Source organism: Bartonella callosciuri, assembly GCF_014203215.1.
GTDB lineage: Bacteria > Pseudomonadota > Alphaproteobacteria > Rhizobiales > Rhizobiaceae > Bartonella > Bartonella callosciuri.
Map to the genome: position 1 here is coordinate 105,123 of NZ_JACHIM010000004.1, position 12,345 is coordinate 117,467.

A 12,345-nucleotide genomic window follows, 5' to 3' on the forward strand; every position below is an offset into this window, starting at 1 on the left:
ATGGGGAAAATCCCCAAAAACTAGTAGACCCCTATACAGTAACTGATCTACTGACGCCACATATGGGGCCAGACGCTTACCGCCTAGAAAATCCCCTCTACGAAAGTTTGGACACAGGAAGAAACGAAGAACGGAATCCTGAGCTACCAGAAACTGTCTACGCACCCCAAAACCCACCAGGAAATGCCTATATGAGACCGCGTGAAGGGGAAAATCCCCAAAAACTAGTAGACCCCTATACAGTAACTGATCTACTGACGCCACATATGGGGCCAGACGCTTACCGCCTAGAAAATCCCCTCTACGAAAGTTTGGACACAGGAAGAAACGAAGAACGGAATCCTGAGCTACCAGAAACTGTCTACGCACCCCAAAACCCACCAGGAAATGCCTATATGAGACCGCGTGAAGGGGAAAATCCCCAAAAACTAGTAGACCCCTATACAGTAACTGATCTACTGACGCCACATATGGGGCCAGACGCTTACCGCCTAGAAAATCCCCTCTACGCAGGTTTGAACACAGGAAGAAACGAAGAACGGAACCCCGAACCACCAGAAACTGTCTACGCATCCAAAAACCCTCCAGAAAATGCCTATATGAGACCGCGTGGTGGGAAAAATCCCCAAAAATTAGTAGACCCCTATAAAGTAACTGATCTGCTGAAGCCACATATGGGGCCAGACGCTCACCACCTAGAAAATCCCCTCTACGAAAGTTTGGACACACAGAGAAACACAGGACTGAACCCCGAACCACAAGAAAGCGTCCACAAAGAGGTTAACCTAGGAAGGAGGACACCATCTCCCGAGACACATAATATAGCCCAAAATCTTTTACGAAACGTAGACATCCAATACGGTCGAGAAGAAGTCCGATATTGGTGTGGAATTGTTTATGGCAACAGAAGTGCCCTAGAAGAGCAATTTTCTAAGATTCTTGAAAATCCTCAGCAAGGAGAAACGATCTTGTGGGACCTTGCTGAAAATCCTGAAAGCGGTGGTCAACTTGCGGGAAGAAAAGTACTTGGCGTAAAAAGCCCAAAACGCAAAGAGGCTGAAGAAGGTTTTGGCCCCCTTTGTGCAGCTCTTGAAAGACATGTAGGAACTGTAAAAAAGCTACACAAAGATCTTACACGCCACCATGAAAGAGACAAAAAGCATAAGAAAGAAAAAAGTCTAGAACAAAAGCAACAAAGACATTCTCATCCCACAAGAGAGCAGCAACAAACTGCTCCAGAGCAGAATAGACAACCAAGCAAACAAGCTCCCTCAGAAGGGAGAGCTTTCGCTCTGTAAACATGTTATAACTTGGCTTTTCCTCTAATTTTTTAGCGCAAATTATTTTATGTGAATTGCGCTAAGTTTTTTTGTGAAGGATCGTGAAAAATCTTCATCAAAAGAACCTTTATAATTTCATTTAAATTATTGATAAAATTTCATAAAAAAGCTGTATAAAAGACATAAACATCGATTACGACGAAGCCCGATAGCGTAGAATCTTTGAAGGCCATTCAAACTGATCTCTTTCTTTGGAGAGAGATTTTCAAGGTGTGAAAGGTGGAAAATACATCAAAGAGGTTTTCTAATAATTCTTGAAAGGAAACAAGCATGAAAAAAAGACAACCCTCCCCTTTTATAGCACAGATGATGGAAAAATTTGAAAGAAGCCATGAGGAATCTACGACAACACCCATTAACCCAAGATCTGCCCCAAAGACGCAAGCACCGCCTCTCCCCCAAGGCGCAGAAAAATTTGTAGAGGAAAGAGCCCCGTTACAACAGACACCTCACGTAAGTGACGAGGAACTAAGCAATATAACGGCACAAGAAAGTCAAACACCAAGCGTAAAGGTTGCGCCACCAAAACCACCGCGCACAAAAGCCAAAGCGCCAAGTAGCCAAACCACACAAGAAAGCCAGCCACAAAGCATGAGGGTTGCTCCACAAAGGCCGCCTCGCGCACGAGACAAGGAACTAAGCAGCCAAGCGATACAAGAAAGTCAAACACCAAGCATAAAGGTTGTGCCACCAGAACCACCGCACACACAAACCAAGGCGCCAAGTAGCCCAACCACACAAGAAAGTGGGGTCGTCTACGCAGAAGTTGTGATACAGACGCCACAGCAGCCAAAAGACAGGCAGCAAAGTGATAGAGCTGCTCAGGAGGATAAGACCATATATGCAACGGTTGTTCCACAAAGGGTAAGCAGCTCTCTCTCAAAAGAGGAAATAATCCTCAGAGTTAGAAACAATATGTTTGTCCAAGCCTGTAAAGACGAAATTGAAAGTTTGTCTCAAGCTGTTTATGGCAAGCCAGATATTTTTCAGAAAAAACTTGAGGAGATTGAAAAAAATCCTTTTCTTGGAGAAAGCCTTTCATTGCAAGTTGCAGCAAATCCTAAATTTATCGCTCCACTTGTTGGAAAAAAAGTTCTTGGTATAAAAAGTCAAGCCCGCAAACAGGCTGAAGAGAACGTTTCCCCCCTCTGTCTCGCCCTTGAAAATTATGCTGAGACTGTAAAACAAGCAAAAGAAAGCATTTTGCATGGCCACCGTGCAAAACAAACACGCCATAGAGAGTCAATGGACCTAACGCAAATGGCTGAAAGTCTGCAAAAGCCGCGTCAACCTGAACAAGAAAGGGCCCCCCTTTCGCAGAAGGAAATTGCCCGTAGAGTTAAAAGCAATACAGCAGTCCAATATTGTCAAGCAGAAATTATATATTGGTGCACAATAGCTTATAACGACCCGCGAATTTTGCAGTATAGACTCGAAGAAATTCAAAAATCTCCTGAGATGGGAGAAGAACTTGCATGGCAAGTGACAACACACCCTCGTTTATTTGGTAAGCTTGCTGGTTACAATATCCATGGCTTTAAAAATAAGGCACGCAAAGAGGCTGAAAGTGCTCTTACGCGTCTTGGTGAAGCGATTGAAGGTTATGCGGAGGCTGTAAAACAGGCAGAAGAAAACATCGTACAAACCCATCAGGAAAATCAAAGACGCCAGGCACAACAGCCTGGGGAGTTGGATAAAAACTTGCAACAACAGCAACGCTTATCGCAGTCTCCTAAACCCGCTGAGCGCTTAGCAGAAACTGTCCATCACCAGACTTCTTCTGAAACCTCCAGACAAGCAGAGAGACAACCAGTAGATGTCCAACCAAAGAAAGTGGCAGCATTAAAAGCAATGGCTTTAACGGGCTAAGCATGCATAAATTTTACTCCCTTTAATTTGATCCCTTAGCGCAAATCATTTTAACATTGAGTTGCGCTAAGACAGTGGTGTGGAATATGAGGGCAAAACTTCCTCAGAATATCTCCCATCATTTTACCTAAATAGCTGATAAAACTGCGCTAATTCCATACAAGTAACGAAAACTTTTTAAGGCAAAAAAAATTCTCTTTTGAAGAAACAGCTATGAAATAAAGGGGGGGGGGAAAATGACACAAAAGAATTATTCAAACGACGATTGATCTTATGACAGTGTGAAAGGAAACATCAATGAAAAACAACCAAACAAACCCTTCTGCACATCTCACTCTGGAAGAGTCGCAAAAAGACCACCAAGCAAATGAGAAAGAAATCCGTGACAGACTACAACAAGCATCGCAGAATTTCTTTTACCCTAACAGCAATGTGCTTAAAAATAAATATCGCATCAAAGAGGCAGAAATATTGAAAGAACAATGTGCCCTTGATGTAGAAAAAGCAATGATAAAACTGCGCCAAGAACCTCTACCAGAACGGTTTGATTCCACCTATCTAAAATATCTTCACAAATGTCTCTTTAAAGAAACATTTGAATGGGCGGGACAGACTCGCGAAAAATCTTTTAAGTTCGCAGATGGAAATGTTGCCTTTACGTCTATTATAAAAAAAAAGGAATTTAAGACGCCTTTTTCCCCCAGCAACCAAGTAGAGGAAGGCTTAAGAAATTTAGATCAAGCACTCGCCGAGAAGAATTACTTGAAAGGCTTATCTCGCGAAGAATTCGTTGAACATGCGGCAGGACTGATGATAAATTTGCACTATCTGCATCCTTTCAGAGAAGGCAACAGACGCACACAACGCATATTTTTTGAAAAGCTTGCTGAAGGAGCAGGTCATAAGCTAGATTTTTCTCTTGTGACAAAAAAACGCAAGGAATTTACCTATGTTGCAGCAATGGACAATGGTAATCCAGAACCAATGAAGCATCTTCTCGATGATATCTCCAATCCAGAAAAATTACTTATTTTACATGAATTCACCAACTCTATGAGAAAGCTTGGGCTTGATGAAACAAATTATCGTCTTACTGTCGTAGCAAGGGAAGGTCAAACCTATCATGGCACCTATAGAGGCAGTGGAGAAAATGGCTTCATGATGGATGTTAATGGTACTTTCATCGTAGGAAATAAAAAACATCTCACACCAGAGCAAGTGAAAACTTTGAAAATTGGTGATCCCCTCACCTTTACAGTCCCTCTCATTCAAGACCAGCAACAAACACTGATCCCAGGAGAAAAAGTAGCTCCCCTCACCGAGAGCGAACTCTCTGAAAGAGTTTATAACAGTCCATCCGTCCAAGAGAGCATAAAAAAAATTGAAACTTTGTGTAAGATTGTTTATGGCAACTCGCATATTTTGCAAAATAAAATCCCCAAAATTGAAATTCCCGTAACAAATGAAAGCCTCTCTGAGGCAGAAAAGTTTGCGCGGCAGGTTTGGGAATTTCCTCAATCTATTCATCGGCTTCGTGGTATCAATATATGTGGCTTGAAGAGTGGTGCACGCCAACATGCTGAAGAAAATATTTTACCCTTAAGCCATGCTCTTGTTGATTATGCGCATGCTGTTAGACTGGCAGAAAAGGATGTTCTTGAAAGCCATAAAATCGAACAAGAACGCTGTGAAAAGTCGATAGAAATGCCTAGTGAACAGATAAAAAATCTATTTTCTCTACCAATAGAACAGCAACAAGATGTCATATCGAGATCTCCTGAACTAAGAGGAGAGATAAAGGTTTATATGCGTGAAATCAATCACCGCTTATCAGAAAGCGAGCATCAAGCAATAAAGGAAAAAAACCCCGAGAGACTTGCTAAAAGTATTGGCACATCGGTAAATCAAGCCTCAGAAATTATAAAAATTGTCAAACAAGGAAAAGAATTAGAACCGAGCCTAAATCAGCTATACTTTAAGTTCCGTGTATTTAATGAACACTTAACCTCAAGCCCCCATCACGTTAAAAAGGAAAACATGAGCACGGAAGTCTCTGAAAGTCTTGCTCCATCAGCAATTAAAGTAAATAAAGCAAACCCAGTGGTCATACAAGAAAAAGCAAATAGAGTAAGCCAAGCCTTCATACAAGAAAAAGCGATAGAGCAGAACGTTCAACAACGTAAATCCCAATGCGCAAAAGTAATAACCATCTAGGTGTGCATAGGTTTTGACTTTTTTTGCTTTTTGGCAGATGAAATCATCACGTTTTGATGCCTCTCTTCCATCGGTTATTTCTCCTCAAAGGAGAGAATGTATAAAGATGGGCTAATAGAAATATTGAAAATATCTGTTTAAAGGAGGTCTGAAAGTTTATTTACCCAAACAGAGGCAGTATGTTCATGCTCATAGGGGGGGGCCTCTAGAGCTTTAAGCATTTTAAATCATTATAAGAATTTAGATAGACTACTTGATCATTATAAATACATCTATGAATCTGAGTTTCTCTTTTATAAAACGGATTACATAATTATTATATAATAAAGAGCATTTTCTAGGGTTTTAAAGGGAAAAGCTGCTAAAGGCATTGAAGAATCAGAAATTTGATCTACAAAACAAGAGTATAAAGCGATATACTATAAAGAAACAAAGAGATGCCCTGCATATAAGATCTAGAAAAAACAAAACAGTGCACAAGTAAAAATTCCACCGGTTCGCCTCTTCTCTTATATTCTTTTCTCTTTGTTATATTGCTCCATATTTTCAAATTGCGTAAAAGAGTACTTTTTTATGTAAATAATAAAAACAATAAGACAGCAACCAAACATAGCTCCAACAGTGGCAATGCACTCTTGTTAAAAGAAAGATAAGTAACATAGTAAAACACTCTATATAAAATAGCATTTTATTAACCTACTAATTAGATTTTTATGATTTAAAAGGATTAATGACTTCTTCTTCATGACGAACCCGATATATCTTTATGACCCTAATTAAAAAATTTGCAACTGTCGCTTCTGGAACTCTTATAAGCCGTATTTTTGGCTTTATACGTGAAATGCTAATGGCGGCAGCTCTTGGAACTGGTCCTGTTTCCGATGCGTTCAACGCGGCTTTTCGTTTTCCCAATACATTCCGCCGTTTTTTTGCTGAAGGTGCCTTTAATACAGCTTTTGTGCCTCTTTTTGCAAAAAAAATTACTGAAGATGGTCAAGAAACTGCATGCAAATTCGCAGAAGAGGTCTTTGGCGTTCTTTTTTCATTGCTGTTACTTTTAACCATTGCCATGGAGTTAAGTATGCCTTTTTTAGTGCGAACGATCATTGCTCCAGGTTTTGCCGAAGATGCTACAAAATTTAACGCCACAATTCATTTCACGGCAATTATGTTTCCCTATTTAACTTGCATGTCTTTAGCAGCAATGATGGGCGGCATGTTAAATGCCTTGCGGCGCTATTTTGTTGCTGCCATCGCCCCCCTCTTTTTGAATATTCTTTTGATTGGGATACTCGCCTATGCTTGGATATATCAGCTTGATGCTTGGCATATCGGCTTAAATCTTTCCTGGGGTGTCTTAGCGGCAGGCATTCTCCAACTCACCCTCATCGCGGTTGCTTTGCGTCAAAGTGGAATGAAAATTTCCCTCCGCCGTCCCCATTTCAGTCCGAATGTTCGTAAACTTTTAACTTTAGCATTCCCTGCTGCCATCACGGGAGGCATTACACAAATCAATTTGCTCATCAATACCAATATTGCTTCCAGCCAATCAGGTGCGGTCTCCTCTTTAATGTATGCTGACCGTCTTTATCAATTGCCCCTAGGCGTGATAGCAATTGCCGTTGCCACTGTTCTTTTACCAGAATTAACAAGGGCGCTACATAGCAAAAAACACAAAGAAACGCACGATTTGCAAAACCGCTCTATTGAATTAACCCTGTTGTTAACGCTCCCCGCATGCGTTGCCTTTTTACTGCTCTCATCCCCCATTATCAGTTTGCTTTTTGAGCGTGGACAATTTACCAGTGAATCAACCCACCATGTCGCACAGTTGCTTAAACTTTATGGATTAGGACTTCCAGCTTTTGTACTCATCAAAGTGTTTATTCCTAATTTTTTTGCCCATGAAGATACCAAAACACCGATGATTTTTACTTGCATTTGCGTTTTCCTTAATATCGGTCTTGCTTTAACGTTATTCCCTTTTTTATCCACACGAGGCATTGTTATTGCTGAAATTACCTCTGGATGGGTCAACACATTATTGCTTTGTGGTGTCCTCCTTAAGCGCGGTTACTGGAAATACGATGCGCAACTGATAAAACGCATTGTATGTCTGATGATCATCACTATATTGAGTGCCATGGCTCTTCATTATCTTCTTAACGTGCTTGGCTTTTTGTCTTTCCCTTTATCCTCAAAAGCATCATTTTTCTTGCGCGCTAGCATCTTAGCAGGAATAATGTTTGTCATCTTCTTGGTATATTTAACTGCCTATTTTTTACTTGATACCCGTTCCTTTTTTCTCACACTTAAAAATTTCAAAAAGCACTTATAATATTTTATCTTGCTTTCAGAAAAACGCTTTGTCACAAAACACAAAACGAATGACTTTACTGAAGAAAGAACTTTCCTATGAACAGCTTCACACCGCTTGTCTTTTCCGGCGTACAACCGAGTGGTAACCTACATCTTGGCAATTATCTTGGAGCGATAAAACATTGGGTTGAACTGCAAAAATCTTATAATTGCCTGTATTGTGTTGTCGATCTGCATGCACTCACAGTGAACCCCAATCCACACACTTTGATTGAATCAACCAGAGCAGTCACAGCAGCCTTTTTAGCTGCCGGGATTGATCCTCAAAAACACATTATTTTCAACCAATCTCGTGTTTTTCAACATGCTGAGCTTGCATGGATTTTCAATTGTATTGCCCGTATTGGTTGGCTCCAGCGCATGACGCAATTTAAAGATAAAGCAGGAAAAGATCGGGAAAAAGCTTCTCTTGGGCTTTTTGCTTATCCAAGCTTGATGGCTGCTGATATTTTACTCTATCGTGCTACACATGTTCCGGTAGGAGAAGATCAAAAACAGCATGTTGAACTCACGCGTGATATTGCGCAAAAATTCAATAACGACTATGCTAACCGCATTGCGGATTTAAATTTTGGTGTTCCAATACAAATGGGGGATGAAAAGAGACAAGGCTTTTTCCCAATGCCTAAAGCATTGATAGGAGAAACAGCCATGCGCGTTATGTCCTTGCGCGATGGTACAAAAAAAATGTCAAAATCGGATTCTTCAGATTTTTCGCGTATTAATTTGACTGATGATGCTGATCTTATTGCAAAAAAAATACGCAAAGCGAAAACGGATTCCGCCCCTCTTCCCGACACATTGGAAGCCCTAGCAGGACGACCAGAGATCGACAATCTTCTTGGTATTTATGCAGCCTTTGCACAAGTGAGTAAAGAAAAAGCCCTTTTAGAATTTTCAGGACAACAATTTTCTCTTTTCAAAACGGCCTTAGCTGACCTTGCTGTCGATAAGCTTGCCCCAATAACACGGGAAATGCGTCGACTGCATAAAGAAAGTGCTTATATTGATTCTGTTTTGCATGATGGCGCACAGCGTGCCGGTGCACTGGCAGAAAAAAATATGAAAAAAATCCGTGACATCGTTGGATTTTTGCACAATACATGAAACAATAAAACTGAAAATGGAGAGAGAGAGAGCACATGGCTTCTAAGCAACAAAATCACAAGAAAAAAATTTTGGTCATTATTGATGAAACACCAGAGTGCCGGCGTGCCGTTGCTTTTGCCGCAAAATATGCCCAAAATACCAACAGAACATTAGTTTTATTCTCTGTTGTTGATAGTATAGAATTTCAACACTTTCTGGGCGTAAATGATGTGATGCGAACAGAATCCACACAAAGTGCCCATCAAGTGTTGGGGAAAATTGCAGGTGCTGTGCGCGCCACCCATGCTCTTGAAACAGAAATGATTGTGCGTGAGGGTAAAAAAATTGACGAAATTTCTAAACTAATCGATGAAGATAAAGAAATCGCGCTCATTGTTTTAGCAGCCAGTGGACACACAGATGGACCAGGACCACTTATTCAATTAATTGGAAATCGGGAAACAGCTTTTTCAATCCCTGTAACCATTATTCCCAGCAATCTTGCAGATGAAGATATTGAATCGATTGCTTAAACACTCTTTGGACACAATCACCTTCTTTATTCTTGAAGATAAAAGGAGCAGATATGTTTATTCAAACTGAAGCAACACCAAACCCTGCAACACTCAAATTTCTGCCAGGCCGTGTGGTACTTTCCGAAGGCGTGTTAGAATTTCGTAATCGTGAAGAAGCGGCTAAAAACTCACCTTTAGCTGCAAAACTGTTTGATATTCCAAATGTCAATGGTGTTTTTTTTGGTTATGACTTCATCACCGTGAGCAAACAAGAGGGTGAATGGCAACATCTTAAGCCCGTCATTTTAGGCAAAATTATGGAACATTTTTTGTCCGGTGACCCAGTTATCAGCACCAACGCCACGACACAAGCACAAAACCACGCCCTTAACGAAGAGTTTTATGACGAAAAAGACGCAGATATCGTCTTAACAATTAAGGAACTTCTTGAAACGCGTATCCGTCCAGCTGTTGCCAATGATGGTGGAGACATTACTTTTCGCGGATTTGAAAACGGTATTGTTTACCTCAATATGCGGGGAGCTTGCGCCGGATGCCCCTCTTCAACTGCAACATTAAAACATGGTATTGAAAATCTTTTACGGCATTTTATTCCAGATGTTTTAGGTGTTGAAGCCATGCCGCAATAGAACATGAGATCTTATCAAAGACCAACAAAAACAAAAGTCATAACGAGAATATTACGCCCTTAAACGCTCTCACAAAAACCAACGCACTCCCATCAATCCTCTCACTCTCCGTCTGGTACAAACCATGAGAAGCGTCATAGAGGTTAGAACAAGCCCTTCATAGAGCCATGTCCAGCAGACTGTATTCAACATATTGATTTATAATGATAATTCATTGTTTTACATATTAAATAAGAGTCCCGAATATCCGTAAGATTCTCTCATTTCAAACCTGTTTATGTTGAATCAATCAAAATTATGCCCTTGCACGTCATAAGCGGGATGAGTGTGTGGATAAAAACACTTAAAGAAAAGAGTAAAAGTGCCTCTTATGAATGCTCTCAAATGCAAGAGCTGGAGCAACATCAGTAGCTGGCAAATAGTATGCTGGTGCTGGCTTGTTACTTCACAAGCGTAAAGATGGTGGTAGCATGGGTAGATTTATCACTATACCATTCACGAGCGACATCGTGAAATGGAATTAGGAGCAATTCAACACACTCAATTACCTAAAACCATCCCAAGGGTATATTTTTTAAAGGAATTGGAGTAATTCTTACTCTAAAATAAATCACTGATTCAGGCAAAGACGCTTTCACAAACAGAAACGACTCTACAAACTATCCATCACAAAATTTTTTTAATGAATTCTGACTTTAAGCCAATCTGACCAATTCCAGGAATCTTACAATCAATATTATGATCCCCATCCACGAGACGAATATTTTTCACCTTCGTACCACTCTTGAGAATCGATACAGCACCTTTTACTTTAAGATCTTTTATCACCCTAACACTATCCCCCCTTTGTCAAAACCTGACCATGGGCATCATAAACGATGTCATCAGAAATAAGCTTCTTCACTTTTTTGGCCACTCATGTGCGCATTCAGGACACACAAAATTTTCACCCTCTTCGTAAGTATAAAGACCACCACAGTGAGGGCATTGAAGATATTGGCATATATTCCCTCTCTTTTATTCAACAAAATCATTCCTTTAAGCGGTCATAGAGCAATACGTATGCATTGTCTGTTGTCTCACGAAAAACATCTTTATTTTTTTCAATGTTATCTCCTCTCCTGTAACTTCATATCACCACCCTAAAGAATGGAGTTTCAAGACCATAACTGCTGGATAACAAACTTTGGCATTTGAGCGTGTTCATAACAAGCATTTTATAGCTTATCGTAAAGAGTTTTTACCAACACACCACTCCTGCTTAGAATGCATAAGGGAAATGGCTATTAATTGCTTCACTCTAAAAGAGTTTGAAATGAGAGAATCCTTAAGATATGGGGAAGGAAATTCAACCGGCAATCATGGAGAAGAGAAAAATGACAAAAGATTTTTTAATTTTTATTATTCTATCCACACCCAATGCATCATCATTTTTCTATGGGATATATATTTTTTAAGACGTTTTAGTGCCATAAGAGCCTCTCCCCTATAATCATGATTTTGGTTAAGCGGATAAACAGTTTGAAAGGCATGCCACCTCTCATAAAAGCAAAACTGTTTTAATTTTTATTGTAAATTTCCTGAAATTACTTTATGTATTAAAGGGTGTTTTGGTCGCATACACAACGACCAAGAGGGTCTTAAAAGCCCGAAAACTCGATACATAAATGAACCCACTTTGTGGGTATCCTGGAATTCCAGGAGTTTTTGCTCTGTCCAGGTGCTCTAAGCACTAAAAGCAAAAAAGCTGATTCGAGTTCAGTATTTTCAAACTCCCGGAAGACCAAGGCAAGGGCGGTTGCACCCGGCGGGGGACTTTAAGATGCAAACAAAAAATCCTCATAACGACATTTTCGTGGGCAAAAGAATTCGCTTCAAACGAAAAATGTTGAAAATGTCTCAAAAACAATTATGCCATGCTTTAAGTGTAAGCTTCCAACAAGTTCAAAAATATGAAACAAGACTAGATCGTATAGGAGCAGGATGTTTAAAGGAAATTGCCGATATCCTGAATGTTCCTATTGCCTTTTTTATGCGGATATCTGAACAAAACAAGAGTCCCCTACCATCATGGATTTCTAACACTCTTTCTAAATGATGAAATCATATCGAGCAGATAGAGAATATCTGCTGCTAAAAAGATTTAGCATTCTCACCACGGTAAAACGCAGAGCAATTTTACAATTAATTTCTGATCCAAATGAAAGCTTTTAACGTCATGCGCGAGAGTACTATACATCTGTTTATTAACATTCTGGAAAGCAAAACACACCACCTTCACAAGATTAA

7 protein-coding genes and 2 pseudogenes are annotated in these 12,345 nt (G+C 40.1%); 8 read left to right on the top strand and 1 reads right to left on the bottom strand.

Features of this window, described 5'->3' with window-relative positions:
- From HNQ69_RS05010 to HNQ69_RS05040, 7 genes are all read left to right on the top strand, one after another.
- Positions 1 to 1,298: BID domain-containing T4SS effector (locus HNQ69_RS05010; RefSeq protein ID WP_210302686.1), on the top strand; the 1,298-nt coding region annotated here is incomplete at its 5' end.
- Positions 1,299 to 1,610: 312 nt separating this feature from the next.
- Positions 1,611 to 3,209 (top strand): BID domain-containing T4SS effector, encoded by a 1,599-nt coding sequence (locus HNQ69_RS05015; protein WP_183228973.1) that lies wholly within the window; start codon positions 1,611 to 1,613, stop codon positions 3,207 to 3,209.
- 297 nt (positions 3,210 to 3,506) lie between these two features.
- The gene (locus HNQ69_RS05020) at positions 3,507 to 5,423 is read left to right on the top strand and encodes a BID domain-containing T4SS effector (RefSeq protein WP_183228974.1); all 1,917 of its coding nucleotides are present in this window, start codon (positions 3,507 to 3,509) and stop codon (positions 5,421 to 5,423) included.
- A 766-nt stretch (positions 5,424 to 6,189) separates the two neighbouring features.
- A complete protein-coding gene (gene murJ, locus HNQ69_RS05025; RefSeq protein ID WP_183228975.1) occupies positions 6,190 to 7,761 on the top strand; it encodes a murein biosynthesis integral membrane protein MurJ in 1,572 nt (523 codons plus the stop codon).
- A gap of 77 nt (positions 7,762 to 7,838) precedes the next feature.
- Positions 7,839 to 8,909 (top strand): tryptophan--tRNA ligase, encoded by a 1,071-nt coding sequence (trpS, locus tag HNQ69_RS05030; protein ID WP_183228976.1) that lies wholly within the window; start codon positions 7,839 to 7,841, stop codon positions 8,907 to 8,909.
- A 35-nt stretch (positions 8,910 to 8,944) separates the two neighbouring features.
- Positions 8,945 to 9,424, top strand: a complete 480-nt coding sequence (locus HNQ69_RS05035) for a universal stress protein (RefSeq protein ID WP_183228977.1) — start codon at positions 8,945 to 8,947, stop codon at positions 9,422 to 9,424.
- A gap of 53 nt (positions 9,425 to 9,477) precedes the next feature.
- Positions 9,478 to 10,056: a NifU family protein gene (locus HNQ69_RS05040; RefSeq protein ID WP_183228978.1), complete on the top strand. Its 579-nt coding sequence runs from the start codon at positions 9,478 to 9,480 to the stop codon at positions 10,054 to 10,056.
- Positions 10,057 to 10,722: 666 nt separating this feature from the next.
- Here the strand turns inward: HNQ69_RS05040 and HNQ69_RS05045 are convergent.
- Positions 10,723 to 11,061, bottom strand: a pseudogene (locus HNQ69_RS05045) (zinc ribbon domain-containing protein YjdM).
- Positions 11,062 to 11,878: 817 nt separating this feature from the next.
- On the opposite strand from HNQ69_RS05045, the pseudogene HNQ69_RS05050 reads away from it, so the two are divergent.
- Positions 11,879 to 12,270, top strand: a pseudogene (locus tag HNQ69_RS05050) (helix-turn-helix domain-containing protein).
- Positions 12,271 to 12,345 lie beyond the last annotated feature (75 nt).

What these genes read in the sequence shown, in the direction of transcription:
- HNQ69_RS05040 (WP_183228978.1), top strand. Translation starts at nt 9,478, where the DNA reads ATGTTTATTCAAACTGAAGCAACACCAAACCCTGCAACACTCAAATTT.
- HNQ69_RS05020 (WP_183228974.1), top strand. Translation starts at nt 3,507, where the DNA reads ATGAAAAACAACCAAACAAACCCTTCTGCACATCTCACTCTGGAAGAG.
- HNQ69_RS05035 (WP_183228977.1), top strand. Translation starts at nt 8,945, where the DNA reads ATGGCTTCTAAGCAACAAAATCACAAGAAAAAAATTTTGGTCATTATT.
- murJ (WP_183228975.1), top strand. Translation starts at nt 6,190, where the DNA reads ATGACCCTAATTAAAAAATTTGCAACTGTCGCTTCTGGAACTCTTATA.
- HNQ69_RS05015 (WP_183228973.1), top strand. Translation starts at nt 1,611, where the DNA reads ATGAAAAAAAGACAACCCTCCCCTTTTATAGCACAGATGATGGAAAAA.
- trpS (WP_183228976.1), top strand. Translation starts at nt 7,839, where the DNA reads ATGAACAGCTTCACACCGCTTGTCTTTTCCGGCGTACAACCGAGTGGT.